Below are 17971 nucleotides of genomic sequence, written 5' to 3'. Positions count from 1 at the left end.
GTACCCCCGTGCGTTTCGGCCTGTCCTTCCTGCCCGACTCCACCCCGGAGACCAAGTCGCCCGCCGCGTACTACGACGAGGTCCTGGCCCTGTCCCGGTACGGCGACCAGGCCGGCCTGGACTACGTGAAGATGACCGAGCACTACCTGCACCCGTACGGCGGCTACTGCCCCAGCCCGCTCACCTTCCTCACTGCCGTCGCCGCGCAGACCACCGACATCCGGCTGATCACCGGCTGCGTACTCCCGGTCTTCCACCACCCCGTCCAACTCGCGTCGTACATCACCATGGTGGACGCGATCAGCCACGGCCGACTGGAGATCGGCTTCGCCCGCGCCTACCTGCCGCACGAGTTCCACGCCTTCGACGTGCCGATGGACGGCAGCCGCGCCCGCTTCGAGGCGGTGATCGCCGCCGTCGCGCGGATGCTCAAGGAGGAGGGCGTTGACGAGCAGACCCCCTACTTCACCCTGCGCAACGCCACCGTGCTGCCCCGCCCCACCCAGCAGGACGGCCCGCCGCTGTGGATCGCTGCCGTGCAGTCCCCGGAGAGCTTCCGCCGGATCGCCGAACTCGGCCACGGCCTGCTGATCACGCCCACCGGCCGGGAGCTCGACAACAGCATGGTCGAGCTGTACCGGAAGACCTACGCCGAGCACCACCCCGACTCCGCGCCGCGCGTGATGGCCAGCCTCCCGCTGGTCGTCGCCGAGACCGACCAGGAGGCCCGGGCCATCGCCGACCCGCACCTCAACCGGTACCTGGAGGTGTGGAGTTCGGCCCTCGACCCGTGGGACGAGACCGTCTCCAAGGACTACCACCAGTACACCGGCCTGGCCGCCTCCATCCGCACCCTCACCGCCAAGGACCTGCGCGCCAACGGCAGCGCCATCGTCGGCTCGCCCGAGCACGTGGCCGAGCAGATCGGCCGCTTCCAGGAGCGGATGAACGTCGACGGACTGCTCTGGCAGGCCGACTTCGGCGACTTCGGCGGCGCGGCCGCACTGCGCAGCACCGAACTGTTCGTCGAGAAGGTCCGCCCGCAGTTCCCCGGGGCTGCCCGGTGAACACCACGACCGCCGTGAACCCGGCGCCGGCCGCCGGCCCGATGGCCGCCGACTCCGTCGCGCTGAACCCCACCGCCGTGCTCCGCGACGGCCAGGTCCGCTACCGGGTCGCCGCACCGGACCGGACCCGTAGCCTCGCCGTCACCGCCACCGCCACCGTCCGCACCCTGGTCGCGTTCAGCGCCCTCGGCCCGGCCGACCGCGACCGGCTGACCGCCGCACTGGCCCACCGGCTCGGGCCCGACCGCGCCGAGGCCGCCGTCGTCGCGGGCCTCGGCAGCGGACTGCTGCTCGGCCACCCCGCCGACGCCCTCCCCGTCGCCGACCCTGCACCCGCCCGGCGCCACGTGCTCGACGCACCGCCCGAGGGGTACGCCGAGGCGTTCGCCGACCTCGCCGCGCTGCTCCCGCTGCTCGGCCTGCTCGACCGCGGCCACGACATCCGGGCGCTGCTCACCGTCGCGTTCATCGACCGCCACGGCAGCGGGGGCACGGCATCGCTGGTCGACTGCGCCGCCGACCTGCTCACCGTCGTGCACCGCCGGTCCGGCATGCTCGACGCCGACGGCGCCGAGGAGTTCGGCCCCGCCGACGGCTCCCTCGCCGTGCTGCTCGCCGCCCGCGCCACCGCCACCGCCGACCTCGCCGCCCGGCTCTCCGGCGCCGCCCCGGGCCCCGTGCCCGAGCTGCCGGCCCGCTTCCGGCAACCGGACGGCGGCTACCAGCTCCTGACCGCCCCGCAGGACGGCTCGCTCGTCCTGCTTGGCGCGGGCACCGCGGGCGAAGCCGCCGACCCAGCCCCGTACCGCTGGTACGAGGCCCGGCTCAGCCACCGGCCGGACACCGACACCCTCACCGTCACCGACCAGGACGGCCGACCGCTCACCGTGCCCTGCCCGCCCGCGCGCCCGGCGTGGCAGCTGCCCGCGCCGATCCAGATCGCCGCCTGGCTCTCCGGCGCCACCCGCCTGCGCATCGACCTGCCCGCCCAGCGCCCCGAACAGCCCCGGCTCGGGCGCATCCTGCTGGGCCCCGCCGCCCCGGCCGCCGAGCCCTGGCTGATCGACTGCGGGGGCCGACCCAGGTGACCCGCCTGAAGCTCCGGCCCGGCTGCCACTTCGCCCCGGTCCCGCAGGGCCTGCACTGCTCCTTCCACGGTGCCGCGTTCGTCGTGCATGGCCCCGCCCTGCTGTTCGAGGCACTGGACCGCCGACTGGGCCCGCTGACCGACGGCGTCGAGGCGTCCGAGCTCGCCGGCGGACCGGGCGGGTCGCTGCTCGTCCCGTTGCTCCGGGTGCTCGCCGATCGTGGACTGCTCCTCGACCTGGACGCCGCGGGTGGGCCGCCGCCGACCGACCCGCGACACGAGGAGATCGTCGCGCACCTGGAGGAACACGCCGATCAGCCGTACGACCTGTACCGGCGCCTGCGCCGCACGCCCGTGGCGGTCACCGGCACCGGCCCGGCCGCGGACGCCGCCACCCGCTCGCTCACCCGCCTCGCCGTCGGCACCGCCGCGGGGGAGGACCGGTCGGCGGATGTCACGGTGCAGATCCTGACGGACGCCGAACAGGCGCTGCCGGTGGCACCGACCGCTGACGGGCCCCTCACGGCCGATGGGCAGGCGGCGCACGGGCCGGGCACCGGCGAACCGCTGACGGTCCGCCGATCCGACGCCGGCGGCCCACCGGCGTCTCCCGAACAGGTGGCGCCGTCCGCGGCAGGTCCCACCGGATCCTCGGCGCCCGACGGGCCGGCGGGTTCGCCGGAGTCCAGCATCGGGCCGCTGACGGCCGGTGGGCCCGCCGCGCCCGGCGCACTGCTGCCCGTCTCCGTCGGGACCGGGCATGCTGTCGTCGGACCGGTGCTGGGCGACCCCGCGCAGGTCGCCGGGTTCCGGGCGGCGGTCCGGCGGGTGGCGGGCTGGCTGGCGGTACTGCCGCAGGGGCCGGCGCCGATGCCGGTGGGCGCGGTCCTCGCCGGCTCGCTGGCCGCCCGGCGCGTGGTCGACCGGGTCACCGGCCTGGCACCCGTCGACGGGATGCTGGTGGTGCACGGCCCGACCGCCGAGGTCACCGCCGTACCCCTCCCGGACGGAACGGCCACGGCCTCCTGGCAGCCGACCGATCCGGACGAGCCGCCCGGCGACACCGACCCGGCCGTCCTGACCGAGCCGTGGCGCGGCCTGGGCCGGTGGCTCGACCCGGTCGGGCCGGAACACCGCCGTCCGATCGCCGCCGTCGCCCTGCGACCGGTCCTCACGTCCACGCCCGCATCGCTGACCGGCTGGGGCGAGGACTCCGCCGCCGCCCGCCGCCACGCCCTGCTCGCCCTGCTGCGCTCCCACGCCGACGTCGCGGGGCAGGAAGCCGGCGCAGATCCCGCGGAACACGCCTGCGCCGGCACCACTCCCGCACACGCCACCCTCGACGGCCTGCTCCGCGCGCTGGCACCGCAGACCCTCGCCACGCCCGGCCGGACCCTCCCACCGACCGCCCTGGAACATCCGACCGCCCGCGCCCTGCACAGCGCGCTCACCGACTACCACGGACGGCAGTTCGACCTGGCGCTCCACCAACTCGACAACGGCGCATGGCACCTTGCCACCGCCCGCTCCCCGTACGGCGGCCTCCTCGCCGCCGAGTGGGGCCCGAGCCCGGCGTCGGCCGCCTACGCCGTCCTCGGGACGCTGTTCACCGCCGAGACCACCGGCGGCACTCGCCCGCCGACCGGCACCTGGTGCGTGGAACACCTCACCGAGGCGGCGCTGACCCGCACCCTGAACGGGCTGCTCGCCGAACACCGCGTGACGGTGCACAGGCTCGCCGCCGACCCGGTCCTCGGCCCGCTGCCGTGGACCTGCGCCCGCCTCCTGCTGCGCTAGCGCGCCGCCCCGGACCGCCCCGACCCGACCTCCGAGGAGCCCCGGATGTCCTCCGCCCCCGAGTCCCCGTCCGCACCCGAGGTACTGCGCTTCGCGCTCGCCCAGGGCCCGCTCCGGGGGCTGCTGCTGGACCCGATCGCGGTGGACGAGCGGATCGCCACCACCGCCCTGCTGCCGCCCGCGGCGGCCCGCGGCGAAGAGCTCCACCCGCTACCGGCCGGCACCTTCCGGCTGCTGCAGGACCTCCCGTTCGGCGGCGGCCGACAGGCGGAGCGACCAGCCGACGCGCACCTGCTCGGGCACCTGCTGGTGGCCGCGCTCGGCATGCAGCGGCGCGAACCGTCGAACCCGGCCAACGACCACCGCACGGTGGCATCCGTGCGCAGCAAGTTCCCGGTCCACGCGCTGGTGGTCGCCACCGACGGCCCGGCCGGATACCTCGACCTCTACCGGCACGCCCTGGTGGCCCTCGACGCCGAAGTGCCGCCGGAGCTGCGGCCGCCGGACTCGGCGGTACGCGTGGTGCTGGCCGCCCGGCTGACCGACCTGCCCACGCCGTACGGCATCCTGCGACGGGCGCTTGGCGAGCTGGAACTCGGCATCAACCTGCGCGCCCTGCTCACCACCGCCGAGCTGTTCGACTGCCCGGCGACGGTACAGACCACCGGCACCGAACCGGCCGCCGCCGAGCAGCTGGTCGCCGACACCGGACCGGGCTGCTGGTCGACACCCGTGGTGGTGACCCTGCACGGCCTAACGGGCCCGGGCCCGTTCGGCCCGACCGACACCCGCCGCCCGGTGCCCGCCGAACTCGACGCGCTGCTCACCGACTCCGCCGCGCACCCCAGCCTGACCGGCTCGGCGCCGATCACCGCGACGCGCCGTACCGCCCCCGCCGCCGTCCCCGTTCCCGCCGTCGCCCTCCCCAAGCCCGTCGAGGGGCCGGTGTCCTGGGCGGACGTGCTGTGGAACCGCAGCGCAGGCCGCGTGCCGCTCCCGCTCACCGGCTTCTCCGTCCGCCCGAGCAGCAGCACGGCCGCCGAGGTGGAATCGCTGGCGGGGTGGGCGGGCGTACCCGTACCGTCCGGGCCGCTCACGGCTGTCCGCGACGCGCTGTCCGTCCACGTCGTGCTCCAGCACACCGCAGGTCTGCCCGACGGCCACTACCGGGCCGCACCGGACGGCGGGCTCGCCCTGGTCCGCCGGGCCGAGGGCCTGCCCGCAGAACTCGAGGCGGGATTCGGCTACCCGCTCGCCCCCGGCAACGACAGCGGCGTACGGCACGCCTCCTCCCTGTGGTTCCTCACGGCGGACGTGCAGCAGCTGATCGAGCAGCAGGGGCCCGCCGCCTGGAGCCTGCTGCAACTCGCCTCCGGCTGGGTGGCCCACGGGCTCGGCCTCGCAGCCGCCGCGCAAGGCCGGTTCGCCCGGCCCGCCCGCTCCTTCGACGAGCACCTGGTCGGCCGCCTGCTCGGCCTGCCCGCGGGGGAGTACCCGGTGCTGCTCACCGTCTGCGGCCGCACCCGCTACGCGGAGCCGTACCTCGACCTGCGCGTCTGACCCCGACAGAGAGGCCCCGCCCATGCCGCCGTTCAGCGTTCCGCCCGGCCCCACCCGGCAGCTGACCGTCCTCAGCGGCGGCCTGAGCGGCTCCTCCTCCACCCGCCGCCTCGCCGACCATCTGGCCGCCGCCGTCCTGGACCGGCTCGCCGCCGACGGTGCGACCGCCGTGACGCACACCGTCGAGCTGCGCGACCTCGCCCACGACCTGGCCGACCACCAGCTCACCGGACTGCACACCCCGGCGCTGGCCGACACCCTGGACCGCCTCGCGGACTCCGACGCGGTGATCGCCGCCACCCCGGTCCTGCACGCCTCCTTCGGCGGCCTGTTCAAGTCCTTCCTCGACACCACCGCCCCCGGCGCGTTCACCGGCCGCCCCGTGCTGCTCGCCGCCTCCGGCGGCTCCCTGCGCCACTGCCTCGTTCTCGACCACGCCCTGCGCCCACTCTTCACCACCCTCGGCGCCCGCCTCACCCCTACCGGCGTATACGCCACCCCGGCCGACTGGGCGGGCCCCGAACTCCCCGAGCGCATCACCCGCGCCGCCACCGAACTCTGCGCCCTGCTCCCCGCCGCCCCGACCCGCTCCCGCGGCCCTCGACCCCGACGACGCTCGGCCGCAGCCGTCCCGAACCAGGCCTCGCCGCACCATGAGCGATAGGGCCCCGACGCCACCGACGGAACCGATCAGGACCGATACGAGGACGAAGGACCGCGACCGAAGCTTTCCCTGGCACGTTGTGCAGGCAGTCTGTACCCGCGGTGTCAACTCTCTCCACCGCCCGCGGTGATTCATTGACCGATCAAGAAACGTCACGAAAGCCACTAACTCGCTCTTGCTCTGGCTCGCTCTACTCCGCGCTCGGTTACGTCAGCCCCGTCCAGTTCGAACAGCGGACAGCGGCGTCCCGTGGGATCACCCTCGCCGCATGAAACCCCGCTGTCCACGTCCCGGGGGAAGGCTCAACACCGCACTGCTCCGCCCGCAGGCGTAGTGGCTCCGCGGTTGCGTGGACGGTGTCGAGTTCGGTGCGCAGCGCGGTGTTCTCGTCCCGGCGGGTGCGACTGCGCCTGCGTCGCGCCGCCTGCAGCCGGCCGGCTGCCCCGTTCCGATTCGGGCCAGGGTGCGCGGTTTCGAGGCCGTCGGCATGTGGTGGTGGGTCAGGGGTGGGGCGGGCGGCCGGAGCGCCAGGTCGGCCGGGGCGGTGTCCGGCTCGCGGCAGCGTGCGAAGGCCGTGCTGACCGTCCGTGCGCTGTCGTGCTGGTTCGTGGGCACGCGTGGGAAACCCGGCCGGGCGGTGCGCTCGTAGCTTCGGGAGGTGCCCGGCCGCGCAGGCGGCCGGCGTCCTACCGACAGCTCCGAAAGGGTTCCCGATGTTCGACATCACCAAGGTGCAGGCAGCTCCGAGTGCGGATCTCCTCACGCCCGACAACGCGGTCATGCTCTTCGTGGACCACCAGCCGCAGATGTTCTTCGGCACCGGAAGCGGTGACCGCGCCGCGATCGTGAACAGCACCGTGGGACTGGCCAAGGCGGCTCGGGCCTTCGACGTGCCGACCGTCCTGACCACGGTCGCCGCCGAGTCGTTCTCCGGTCCCCTGCTTCCGCAGCTTGCCGAGGTGTTCCCCGGCCACGCGGTCGTCGACCGCACGACCATGAACGCCTGGGAGGACGAGGCGCTGGTGGCGGCGGTCAAGGCGACCGGGCGCAGGAAGATCATCCTGTCGGGTCTGTGGACCGAGGTCTGCCTGGTGCTGCCCGCACTGTCGGCGCTGGCGCAGGGGTACGAGGTGTACGTCGTCTCCGACGCCTCCGGCGGCGTCAGCCCGGCCGCCCACGAGCACGCGCTGCAGCGGATGGTGGCCGCCGGCGCGGTCCCGGTGACCTGGGTCCAGGTCCTTCTCGAGCTGCAGCGCGACTGGGCGCGCCAGGAGACATACGGCGCGGTCATGGACATCGTCAAGGCCCACGCGGGCGCGTACGGCCTGGGCGTCGTGTACGCGCAGAGCGTCATCGGCGCGCACGCGGCCGGCTGATGTCCATGAACACCGGCATTCTGATCCTGCGTCTGCTGGTGGGACTGCTCATCGCGGGCCATGGTGTGCAGAAGGTCAGCTTCCATCTGGGGGGCAAGGGCCTCGACGGCGGCACCGAGGAGTTCCGGGCGGACGGCTTCCGTGGCGGAATCCTCACCGCCCTGGCGGCGGGCGGCGGCCAGATCGGCTCCGGTCTGCTGCTGGCAGTCGGCCTCCTGACCCCGCTCGCCGCGATCGGTGCCATCGGGGTCATGACGGTCGCTCTGTCCGTGAAGTGGCGCAACGGCCTCTGGGTGCAGAACGACGGGTACGAGTACCCGCTCGTTCTCATCGGCGCCGCCACGGCTCTGGCCGCGACCGGCCCGGGTGATTGGTCCCTCGACGCGGCCTTCGGCTTGACGCCGTACCCGCTGTGGTGGGCGGCCCTTGCACTCGCCGCTGGGCTCGGCTCCGGCCTGCTCACCCGGATCGTCCTGCACCGGCCTTCCCCTGGGGCACGGGCCTCGGTCAGCAGCGGACACCGAGCACGATCAGCATGAACCCCGTCCGGCCGCCCCGACGTCCCCCGTCCGGGCGGCCGGACCCTTCTACCCGTCGGCTCCCGGACGTGTCGGTGGACACCGCCATCGCCGCGCCCAGAGCCTTCCGCCCGAGCCCGCCCCCCGGAACCCGAACGAGAGATCACCGCGATGAACACAGCCACCGCCGCCGACGGCGCTGACGAAGCGCCGGACAGCCGACCGGAGACTCCCCGGAGGCACAGATTCGAACCCGACCTCCGGTCGATGACCCGGATCAACCTTCGCCCCATCGCCTCACCGATGCCGCTGGGTTTCTTCACCGTGGCCATCGCCTCCGCGATGACGGCGTGCCTGCAACTCGGGGTCTTCGACGCCGAGGCACGCCGCGCTGTCGCCCTGTGCGTGCTGCCTGCTTTCGCGCTGCAACTCCTGGTGAGCGTCCTGGCGTTCGGCGCCCGCGACGTGATTGCAGCAACACTGATGGGCGCCTTCGCCGGCAGCTGGCTCGCGTACGCGCTCGTCATGCTCAGCGGCGCGCCCGACGGTCTGCGGGTGCTGGGTGTCTTCAACCTGGCGTTCCTGTGCCTGGGGGCGCTGATGGCCGCGGTGACGCGGCCCAAGCGCGCGCTGTGGTTCGTCCTGCTGGTCTCCCTGCCCCGCTGGGCGGCAACCGGCCTGTCGGGTCTCACCGGCGCCGAATGGCTCACCCGCACCTCCGGCGCGCTGGGCCTCCTGGTGGCGCTCGTCGCGATGTACACGGCCTTCGCCCTGATGCTGGAGGACATGCGTACCGAAGAGGTCCTGCCCATCGGCCGCAGCGGCCCGGCCCACGCCGCCGTCGAGGGCGACCTCGCGGTCCAGCTCCGTAACCTGGAACGCCAGGCAGGCGTTCGCCGCACGCTCTGACCCCCCCGGACCGGTCCCCCCGAACGAGCCGCCGTCCTCGCCTCGTTGGTCGATGATGACGAACCCCCGGCGCATTGCGCCGCCCGCGGGACGGGAGGACCGGTCCGAGGCGGGATACCGCCCGGTAGCCAGCCAGCCAGCCAGCCGGTCAGGTCCAGGGCGGGTCGGACTGGCCAGGACGGCCGAAGGCCGGCGCATCGCGCCGCCGCGGGCGCCTCCGGGTGAGACAGGAACCGGCGGTGGACGCTGTACGAGCAGCTGCCGATGCGCCACGAGCCGCCCGATCCTCACGCGTGAGGGTCGTTGATCAGTAGGCCGGCCGGCCGACCAGCCCCTTTTGCCCCGGGCAACTGTTCTGCCTCGAGGCGGACTTGACCCTCACCTTCACCGACTCGGCGCCCAGGTCGACCGACAGCGTCGAGACACCGGTGATCGACGGAAAGACCCGCACCTCCAAGCGGGGCACCAGATCGTCAACGGCCCCGCGCCAGCGGCCACCGCGGCCCGGACGCCGGCGAATTCCGGGCAGCTCCTCGGCGTCAACTGGACCGCCGGATCGTCAGTCACCGTGCGCAGAGCACGGAAGCCGAGCCACAGCTCAGCCTCGTGAGGAGAGCCACGAGACCGGCGCGTTCTTGACGACGAGGACCACGCGCAGCGCACGACCGAGCTGTCGGCGGACGTGGTGCTCAGTGCCCTGACTCCATTGGCGCTCTGCCCGATCTCCAAGTGGTGGCAGCGCTGGGGGTCCCGCTGCGGGACTGAGCTCCAACTGCCCGGCCGGACGGAATCTCCGTCACCGACGACTACGTACGGAGCAGGCTCAGCACGGCCTCGGCTGCCGCAACCGGATTGTCGACTTGCATCCATGAGTACTCGTCCGAGACGACGTACGGCGATCGACCGGCCGGCCGGCACTCGAACTCGACGGCTTCGAGGCTCCCCGCGAGCCGAAACGCGAAGAAGCGTCCGCTGTCGGTGGCGCCGTCCGGGCGCTCGACGACCACACATGCGGCACCTGAGCCGGCACAAGGCGGAGGACACCAGCCGCAGGACCTTCGGCATCACCTGACCACAGCGCTGATTCCACAACGGTGATCATGCCACCGCTCAGTGATCGCCCGGGCAGGTCCCATCCGTGCGCCGCGCGCATCGCAGCTGTCCGTTCTGCCTGCTCGGCGGCCTGGAATTGCGATGTCGACGTGCCGGCCGCCGCTGTCCGAGGTCCCTGCGCCCGCAGGCAAGACCCAGGGCGCCGTGCGACAACATGCGGCGTCCGTCCCGCCATAGCGTGACGGCATTCCGCGCGGCGAACGACGCGCGGACCAACCGACCCTGAGCGAGGAACACAGCCATGCCGTACATCACCGTGGGCCAGGAGAACAGCACCTCCATCGACCTCTACTACGAGGACCACGGCACCGGGCAGCCGGTCGTCCTCATCCACGGCTTCCCGCTCGACGGCCGCTCCTGGGAGCGGCAGAGCGCCGCGCTGCTCGACGCCGGCTACCGTGTGATCACCTACGACCGACGCGGTTTCGGGCAGTCGTCGCAGCCCACCGTCGGCTACGACTACGACACCTTCGCCGCCGACCTGAACAGCGTGATCGAGACCCTCGACCTGACCGACGCCGTCCTGGTCGGGTTCTCGATGGGCACCGGCGAGGTCGCCCGCTACGTCTCCCGGTACGGCTCCGCCCGCGTTGCCAAGGTCGCCTTCCTCGCATCGCTGGAGCCCTGCCTGCTCAAGAGCGACGACAATCCGGACGGCGTCGCCCCGAAGGAGTTCTTCGACGGCGTCGTCTCCGCCGTGAAGGCCGACCGTTACGCCTACTACACCGCCTTCTTCAACGACTTCTACAACCTCGACGAGAACCTGGGCGTGCGCATCAGCGAGGAGGCCGTCCGCAACAGCTGGCACACCGCGGCCGCCGGTGGCTCCTTCGCGGCCTCCGCGGCACCGTCGACGTGGTACACCGACTTCCGGGCCGACATCCCGGCCGTCGACGTCCCCGCCCTGATCCTGCACGGCACGGCCGACCGCATCCTCCCCGCCGAAGGCACCGCGCACCCCTTCCACAGGGCCCTCCCGTCCGCCGACTACGTCGAGCTCGACGGCGCCCCGCACGGCCTGCTGTGGACCCACGCGGAGGAGGTCAACACCGCGCTCCTCGCGTTCCTGGCGAAGTGAGGCACCTCCCGCCGGCCCACCCGGAGTGAGCCCCGCCCGCGGCAGCCGGACCACCGGCTGCCGCGGGCGCCGATGCCGCACCGACGACCGGGCGCGCTCCGGCTCCGAGGCCCGCGATCACAGCACCCACACAGGTACAGGAGAGCAGAAGCAGCATGCAGTTCGGCATCTTCACCGTCGGGGACGTGACACCCGACCCCACCGACGACCGTGTTCCGACCGAGCACGAGCGCATCAAGGCGATGGTCGCCATCGCCCTCAAGGCCGAGGAGGTGGGCCTGGACGTCTTCGCCACCGGCGAGCACCACAACCCGCCGTTCGTGCCCTCCTCCCCGACCACCATGCTCGGCTACATCGCGGCCCGCACCGAGAAACTGGTCCTCTCCACCGCCACGACCCTGATCACCACCAACGACCCGGTGAAGATCGCGGAGGACTACGCGATGCTCCAGCACCTGGCCGACGGCCGGGTCGACCTCATGCTGGGGCGGGGCAACACCGGGCCGGTGTACCCCTGGTTCGGGCAGGACATCCGCCAGGGCATCGACCTCGCCAGGGAGAACTACGCGCTGCTGCGCCGTTTGTGGCGCGAGGACGTCGTGGACTGGGAGGGCAGGTTCCGCACGCCGCTGCAGGCCTTCACCTCGACACCGCGCCCGCTGGACGGCGTCGCGCCCTTCGTCTGGCACGGATCCATCAGGTCGCCGGAGATCGCCGAACAGGCCGCGTACTACGGCGACGGCTTCTTCCACAACAACATCTTCTGGCCCAGCGACCACACCAGGCGCATGGTGCAGCTGTACCGGCGCCGGTACGCCCACCACGGTCACGGCCGCCCGGAAGACGCCATCGTGGGACTCGGCGGCCAGGTCTTCATGCGGAGGAACTCGCAGGACGCGGTCCGGGAGTTCCGTCCCTACTTCGACAACGCGCCGGTCTACGGCCACGGCCCGTCGCTGGAGGACTTCACCGAGCAGACCCCGTTGACCGTGGGTTCTCCCCAGCAGGTCATCGAACGGACCCTGTCCTTCCGGGAGACCGTGGGCGACTACCAGCGCCAGCTCTTCCTGATGGACCACGCGGGGCTGCCCCTCAAGACCGTCCTGGAGCAGCTCGACATCCTCGGTGAGGAGGTCGTCCCCGTGCTGCGCAGGGAGTTCGCCCTCGGCCGCCCGGCGAACGTACCGGACGCCCCGACGCACGCGGCGCGGGTCGCGGCCGCCGCGGCCCCGCAGGGGGTGGCCGCCCCGTGAGGCTGGTCGCCGTCTCCGCGGGGCTGAGCTCCCCTTCGTCCACCCGCCTGCTCGCGGACCGCCTGGCCGAGTCGGTCCGCGACGAACTCGCCGTCCGGGGCTCAGACGTGACGGCCGAGGTCGTGGAGTTGCGCGCTCTCGCCGGAGACATCGCCAACCACCTCGTGACCGGTTTCCCGGCACCGCGCCTGGCCGCTGCGATCGGCGCGGTGACCGGAGCCGACGGCCTGGTCGTCGTCACCCCGGTGTTCACGGCCTCCTACAGCGGGCTGTTCAAGTCCTTCTTCGACGTGATCGATCCGAACGCCCTCGCGGGCAAGCCGGTCCTGGCCGCGGCCACCGGGGGCACCGCGCGCCACTCCCTCGTCCTCGAACACGCCGTGCGACCGCTCTTCGCGTACCTGCGCGCCGTCGTCGTTCCCACCGCGGTGTACGCGGCGTCCGCCGACTGGGGCGCCGGGGGAGACGAGCACACCGACGGACTGACCGCCCGGATCCGTCGGGCGGGCGGCGAGCTGGCCGCGCTCATGGCGGACCGTCCGGCCCAGGTCGATCCCGCGGACGACGTCACCGCCCTCGAACAGTACCTCGCGGACCTGCGCTTCGACTGAGGCTGCTCCCTTCCACGACCGACCGGAGGGGGCCGGCGCGGTGCGGCGGAAACCCGTCGCACCGGCCCCCGAACCGTCGCCCCCGAGTCACGTCGGCCGCCGACGCCGGCACGACCACACCTGCACGGAGTGCGACCATGCCCTTCCTTCCCGTCGACGGGGAGAGTTCCGGCACCGTCAACCTGTACTACGAGGACCACGGCACCGGCCGTCCCGTCGTACTCATCCACGGCTGGCCGCTCAACGGCGCGTCCTGGGAGAAACAGGAAGCCGCACTGCTGGCCGCCGGACACCGCGTGATCACCTACGACCGCCGCGGCTTCGGCGCCTCCGACAAACCGTCCTCCGGCTACGACTACGACACCTTCTCGGCCGACCTCGATGCCGTGCTCACCCACCTCGACCTGCGCGACGCCGTGCTGGTCGGCTTCTCGACGGGCAGCGGCGAGGTGACCTGCTACCTCAGCGCCTACGGCTCGGCGCGCGTCGCCAAGGCCGTGATGCTCGGCGCGGTACCACCGTTCCCGCTGAGCACCGAGCACGACCCGGACGGTTCTGGCGGCGTCGTCCTCCAGGAGGTCCGGAACGCCGTCCACGCCGACCGCCCGGCCCCCATCGCCGACTTCCTCGCCGACTTCTACGACGTGGACGTGCTCGGCGGCGACCGGGTCAGCGACCAGCTCGCCCAGTACAGCTGGAACGCCGGTGTTTCGGCGTCCGGCAGGGCAACGGTGGACCGCGTCCCGGCCTGGCTCACCGATGTCCGCGCAGACCTTCCGAAGATCGACGTCCCCGTCCTGATCATCCACGGCGACGCCGACCGCACCCTGCCACTGCGCTCGACCGCCGTTCCGCTCTCCGAGGCCATCGCCGGCGCTCGCCTGGTGGTCCTCGAAGGCGCCCCGCACGGCCTCATCTGGACCCACGCCACCGAGGTCAACGACGAACTGCTCGCCTTCATCGGCGAGTGACCTACCGCTTCCCCCGCACTTCCGAAAGGCGAGAACGCATGTCCAGCATGCCCGTCGCCGGGATCCGCCCCGGCCCGACGACCTCCGACCGCTCCCTCGACCACGCTGCCGACCTGGTCGTGCGCAACGCCAAGGTGTACACGGGCGACCCGCTGCGCCCCCGGGCGAGCGCGGTCGCCGTCCGCGCCGGCCTGATCACCGCCGTCGGCGACGACGCCGACGTCCTGCCGCAGGTCGGCCCGCGAACCCGGGTGGTCGACGCGCTCGGCCGACGCGCCGTCCCCGGCCTCAACGACTCGCACCTGCACGTCATCCGGGGCGGCCTCAACTACGTGCTGGAACTGCGCTGGGACGGCGTACCGACGCTCCGCCGGGCGCTGGCCATGCTGCGCGCCCAGGCCGAGCGGACCCCGCCGGGCCAGTGGGTCCGGGTGGTGGGGGGATGGTCCGCCGACCAGTTCGCCGAGCGCCGACTGCCCACCCTCGCCGAGCTCAACGCCGCCGCCCCCGACACCCCGGTGTTCGTGCTGCACCTGTACCAGTCGGCGCTGCTCAACCGGGCGGCACTGAAGGCGGCGGGCTTCACCCGCGACACCCCCGACCCCGCCGGCGGGCAGATCGTGCGCGCTCACGACGGCGAGCCGACGGGCCTGCTGCTGGCCGCCCCGGGCGCCCTGCTGCTGTACTCCACGCTGGCCAAGGCGCCGACCCTGGACGACGCCGACAAGGCCGCCTCCACCCGGCACTTCCTGCGCGAGCTCAACCGTTTCGGGCTCACCTCCGCGATCGACGCGGCGGGCGGCTTCCAGAGCTTCCCGGAGAACTACGGCACCGTCATGGAGCTTGCTAAAGAAGGCCAGTTGACGCTCCGGATCGCCTACCACCTCTTCCCGCAGACCGCCGGGCAGGAGCTGGACGACCTGCGGCGCTGGGTGGAGACCGTCCGCCCCGGCGACGGGGACGAGTGGCTACGGCTCAACGGGGCCGGGGAGAACCTCACCTGGGCCGCCGCCGACTTCGAGAACTTCTCCGAACCACGCCCCGAACTCGGCCCCTACGAGGCCGGCTTCGAACAGGCGGTACGTCTGCTGATGGAGCACGACTGGGGCTTCCGCCTGCACGCGAGCTACGACGAGACGATCCGCCGCGACCTCGTGGTCTTCGAGCGGTTGGCCGCCGAGGGCCTCTTTCCCGGCGGGAACCGCTGGCTCTTCGACCACGCCGAGACGGTCTCCGCCGCGAGCCTGGACCGGATCGCGGCGCTCGGCGGCGCCGTCTCGGTGCAGAACCGGATGTCCTTCCAGGGCGAGGCGTTCGTCCGGCGTCACGGCGCGACCGCGGCCGCCGGAGCGCCGCCGCTGCGGGCGATGCTGGAACGCGGCCTGACCGTGGGCGCCGGCACCGACGCCACCCGGGTCTCGTCCTACAACCCGTGGGTGGCCCTGCACTGGCTGGTCTCCGGACGGAGCGTCAGCGGCCGTGCGCTCCGCCCGGCCGCCAACCGGTTGAGCCGCGAGGAGGCGCTCGAGCTGTACACCCTGGGCGGGGCCCGGCTCACCGGTGAGGACGAGGTCAAGGGCCGTCTGACGGTGGGTTCCTACGCCGACCTCACGGTGCTCAGCGCCGACTACTTCACCGTTCCCGAGGCGGACATCCCGCACATCGAGTCGGTGCTCACCGTGGTCGGCGGCCGCATCGTGTACGGCGCCCAGGAACACGAGGGCCTTGCCGCCGAGTTGCCCGCCGTGGTGCCGTCGTGGAGCCCGGTGGCCCGCTTCGGCGGCTACCAGGCCTCTCCCGCGCCGAGCCTGTCCGGCCTCCGGCAGGCCGAGCAACTGGCAGCCGCGGTGGCCGACTCCGACGAGCAGCGTGTCTGGCGCGCGGCCCGCGGCCAGTGGGCGCCCGGAACGGACAGCGGTCCGGCACTCGACGACCACTGCTTCCTCTGAACCGCCCGCTGTTCCGTCGACCTCATCAACCTCAGTGCGCCGCAGGGTTCTTGCCAGGCCCGGCGGCGCACTGTGTGGCCCGGCGCGAGCCGTGAAAGGACACCCCCGTGACCTCCCCCCGGCGTCCCCCATGCCCGTGCCCGCCGCGCAGGTCCACAACCGCCACCCGCTCGCAGTGGCCCTGTTCGCGCTGACCGCCGCGAGCGGCCTGATCGATGCGATCAGCTACCTCGGACTCGGCCACGTCTTCACCGCGAACATGACCGGGAACGTGGTCGTGATCGGCTTCGCCCTGGTGGGCACGGACGGCTTCTCGATCACCGGCTCGCTCACCTCGCCGGCGGCCTTCCTGACGGGTTCCGTGCCGGCCGGGCGGCTCGCGGCCAGGCACGGCTCCGGCAGCCGGGGGCCGTGGCTGCGCACTGCACTGCTGGCGGAAACGGCGTTGCAGGCGGTGGCGGCGGCGGTCGCGTTCGCGTGCGCCGAACGGGGCGGGCGAACGCGACGGCCGCCGCGACCACGCTGATCGCCTTGCTGGCGCCGGCCATGGGCCTGCGCAACGGCACCGTCCGCAAGCTCGGGGTCCCGGATCTGACGACCACGGTCCTGACGCTCACCCTGACCGGCATCGCGGCGGACTCCTCGCTCGCCGGCGGTGACAACCCCCGGTCGGCGCGTCGGCTCGGCGCGGTCCTGGCGATGCTGGCCGGTGCCGCACCGGGCGCCGCACTGGTGGTCCACGGCCACCTGGGTTGGGCACTGCTGGCCAGCGCTGTCCTGGTCGGAACCGTCGGGCTCGGCTACCGCGAGGGCGGCCAGGACGACCGGAACCGGCAGGCCGCTCGACACCCGCCCGTCGAACGGTGAACCGCGTTCAGTGGCGGGCCGCCGGCGGCCCGCCACGCGAAGGCGACGACGGGGACAGTCGCGGCCGACACCCGACCACGTGTCGCGGTTCGCGATCACGGAGGACGGCGCACTCGCTGCTTCGCACGATCACCACCACGACGACAGCGAGACCGCGTCCATCCACAGCGGGACCGACCCCGTGCTCGGCTGCCCGGGACTCAGCTGCATCCTGGCCTGCGCTGCCATCGAGGACGGCCAGGCAGACGGCCGGCCGTCCTTGCACACTGCCCGCGCATCTGCGGCCGGCTCGGCGGACTCGCCGACCACGTCGACCTGCCGCTGGGATGCCGAACACACTTGGTTCAGCCGCGGCACCCCGCAGGCCGTCGTTTCGGTTGCCGCCGGTCAACGTGCAGGCGAGCGGGACACCGTCCGCGTCGGTGCTCAAGCGATGCTTGCTGCCCTGCCTGCCCCGATCACCAGGGCGCACCGCCGCGCCCTGGTGTCCTTGCAGGGCTCTGACGTGTGACGGGTCCACCGCGGGGCGAGAGGATTGCAGGACATCCGGGGCGCGATCGGCCGGGGCGGTGTCCGGGCGCGGTTCCGCCGGGAACATGCGGTCTCAGCGGTCACCGACCAAGCGGCCCAGCTCCGCATCCCAGTCGATGAGTCCGGACTCGGCGCCGCGGGGCACGAGGGCGAAACTCTCCTCGCGAAGCCAACTGCGCAGCGGCTCGGCGGAAACCTCGAGCAGCGCCGTGCCCTCGCGCCCCACGAGCATGATCCGCAGCCGTCGGCGGGCCTGGCAGTGACACGGCGGAAAGATCCGCACGTCTCCCAGACCAGCCGGCTCGTGCAGGCCCTCCCACAGCAGGTCGCGGGAGAACTCCCAGGCCCCGACTGCCTCGCCCGAGTCGGGGAATTCCAGCACCACCGCGAAGGGCGCCGCGCGACGGTACGCGAACCGCACCGGCAGATTGATGAACTGGTCTTCCCCTACGACAAGGTGTGCTTCCAGCGGGAGCTCGGTGGAGCCCGCGCCCTCGGTGGGGCCCTGGTCGTGCATCCGGTGGCGTCCAGGCACGGTACCTCCAAAACGGTGACGGGTGGTGCGGCGGTCGAGCGGGTCGCCTTCGCGGCCTCGGTGACCGCGCGGGGGAGCGCCTCGG

General features: G+C 73.1%; 19 protein-coding genes. 16 read left to right on the top strand and 3 right to left on the bottom strand.

The window, feature by feature from the left end; all coding sequences use genetic code 11:
* Positions 1-8: 8 nt before the first annotated feature.
* The 8 genes from ABEB06_RS06375 (at position 9) to ABEB06_RS06340 (ending at position 8978) form a co-directional block, all read left to right on the top strand.
* Positions 9-1067 carry an LLM class flavin-dependent oxidoreductase gene (locus ABEB06_RS06375; protein WP_345695801.1) on the top strand — a complete coding sequence of 353 codons (1059 nt, stop codon included), beginning with the start codon at positions 9-11 and terminating at the stop codon, positions 1065-1067.
* Positions 1064-2155, top strand: coding sequence for a hypothetical protein (locus ABEB06_RS06370; RefSeq protein WP_345695800.1), 1092 nt, complete (start codon positions 1064-1066; stop codon positions 2153-2155). Before ABEB06_RS06375 ends, ABEB06_RS06370 begins: the two co-directional genes overlap by 4 nt.
* Positions 2152-3951 carry a hypothetical protein gene (locus tag ABEB06_RS06365; protein ID WP_345695799.1) on the top strand — a complete coding sequence of 600 codons (1800 nt, stop codon included), beginning with the start codon at positions 2152-2154 and terminating at the stop codon, positions 3949-3951. Before ABEB06_RS06370 ends, ABEB06_RS06365 begins: the two co-directional genes overlap by 4 nt.
* A 45-nt stretch (positions 3952-3996) precedes the next feature.
* Positions 3997-5511, top strand: a complete 1515-nt coding sequence (locus ABEB06_RS06360; protein WP_345695798.1) for a hypothetical protein — start codon at positions 3997-3999, stop codon at positions 5509-5511.
* 22 nt (positions 5512-5533) lie between these two features.
* Positions 5534-6175: a CE1759 family FMN reductase gene (locus ABEB06_RS06355; RefSeq protein ID WP_345695797.1), complete on the top strand. Its 642-nt coding sequence runs from the start codon at positions 5534-5536 to the stop codon at positions 6173-6175.
* A 713-nt stretch (positions 6176-6888) separates the two neighbouring features.
* Positions 6889-7551 (top strand): hydrolase, encoded by a 663-nt coding sequence (locus tag ABEB06_RS06350; RefSeq protein ID WP_345695796.1) that lies wholly within the window; start codon positions 6889-6891, stop codon positions 7549-7551.
* 5 nt (positions 7552-7556) lie between these two features.
* Positions 7557-8090, top strand: coding sequence for a DoxX family protein (locus ABEB06_RS06345; protein ID WP_345701753.1), 534 nt, complete (start codon positions 7557-7559; stop codon positions 8088-8090).
* A 246-nt stretch (positions 8091-8336) separates the two neighbouring features.
* The gene (locus ABEB06_RS06340; RefSeq protein ID WP_345695795.1) at positions 8337-8978 is read left to right on the top strand and encodes a GPR1/FUN34/YaaH family transporter; all 642 of its coding nucleotides are present in this window, start codon (positions 8337-8339) and stop codon (positions 8976-8978) included.
* Positions 8979-9285: 307 nt separating this feature from the next.
* Here ABEB06_RS06340 and ABEB06_RS06335 read toward each other — a convergent pair whose 3' ends face one another.
* Positions 9286-9435: a hypothetical protein gene (locus ABEB06_RS06335; RefSeq protein ID WP_345695794.1), complete on the bottom strand. Its 150-nt coding sequence runs from the start codon at positions 9433-9435 to the stop codon at positions 9286-9288.
* A 349-nt stretch (positions 9436-9784) separates the two neighbouring features.
* A complete protein-coding gene (locus ABEB06_RS06330; RefSeq protein ID WP_345695793.1) occupies positions 9785-9985 on the bottom strand; it encodes a hypothetical protein in 201 nt (66 codons plus the stop codon).
* Between the two features lie 347 nt (positions 9986-10332).
* On the opposite strand from ABEB06_RS06330, the gene ABEB06_RS06325 reads away from it, so the two are divergent.
* The 8 genes from ABEB06_RS06325 (at position 10333) to ABEB06_RS39305 (ending at position 17331) form a co-directional block, all read left to right on the top strand.
* Entirely contained in the window at positions 10333-11169 is an 837-nt protein-coding gene (locus tag ABEB06_RS06325) for an alpha/beta fold hydrolase (RefSeq protein ID WP_345695792.1), read from the top strand.
* 155 nt (positions 11170-11324) lie between these two features.
* Positions 11325-12422, top strand: coding sequence for an LLM class flavin-dependent oxidoreductase (locus ABEB06_RS06320; protein ID WP_345695791.1), 1098 nt, complete (start codon positions 11325-11327; stop codon positions 12420-12422).
* Positions 12419-13033, top strand: coding sequence for an FMN reductase (locus tag ABEB06_RS06315; protein WP_345695790.1), 615 nt, complete (start codon positions 12419-12421; stop codon positions 13031-13033). Before ABEB06_RS06320 ends, ABEB06_RS06315 begins: the two co-directional genes overlap by 4 nt.
* Positions 13034-13170: 137 nt before the next feature.
* Positions 13171-14004, top strand: a complete 834-nt coding sequence (locus tag ABEB06_RS06310; protein WP_345695789.1) for an alpha/beta fold hydrolase — start codon at positions 13171-13173, stop codon at positions 14002-14004.
* A 38-nt stretch (positions 14005-14042) separates the two neighbouring features.
* Positions 14043-15953 (top strand): amidohydrolase, encoded by a 1911-nt coding sequence (locus ABEB06_RS06305; protein ID WP_345695788.1) that lies wholly within the window; start codon positions 14043-14045, stop codon positions 15951-15953.
* Positions 15954-16083: 130 nt separating this feature from the next.
* Positions 16084-16479 carry a YoaK family protein gene (locus tag ABEB06_RS06300; RefSeq protein WP_345695787.1) on the top strand — a complete coding sequence of 132 codons (396 nt, stop codon included), beginning with the start codon at positions 16084-16086 and terminating at the stop codon, positions 16477-16479.
* 5 nt (positions 16480-16484) lie between these two features.
* The gene (locus ABEB06_RS06295; RefSeq protein ID WP_345695786.1) at positions 16485-16820 is read left to right on the top strand and encodes a DUF1275 family protein; all 336 of its coding nucleotides are present in this window, start codon (positions 16485-16487) and stop codon (positions 16818-16820) included.
* Between the two features lie 79 nt (positions 16821-16899).
* Complete coding sequence (locus ABEB06_RS39305) at positions 16900-17331, top strand: hypothetical protein (protein WP_425559579.1); 432 nt, start codon at positions 16900-16902, stop codon at positions 17329-17331.
* Between the two features lie 93 nt (positions 17332-17424).
* Here ABEB06_RS39305 and ABEB06_RS06285 read toward each other — a convergent pair whose 3' ends face one another.
* Positions 17425-17868: an SsgA family sporulation/cell division regulator gene (locus ABEB06_RS06285; protein WP_345695785.1), complete on the bottom strand. Its 444-nt coding sequence runs from the start codon at positions 17866-17868 to the stop codon at positions 17425-17427.
* Between the last annotated feature and the right edge of the window lie 103 nt (positions 17869-17971).

Source organism: Kitasatospora terrestris (assembly GCF_039542905.1).
In the GTDB taxonomy this organism is placed as follows: Bacteria; Actinomycetota; Actinomycetes; order Streptomycetales; family Streptomycetaceae; genus Kitasatospora; species Kitasatospora terrestris.
The sequence above is the reverse complement of the archived record's forward strand: the minus strand, read 5'-3'. Positions and strand labels throughout refer to the sequence as shown.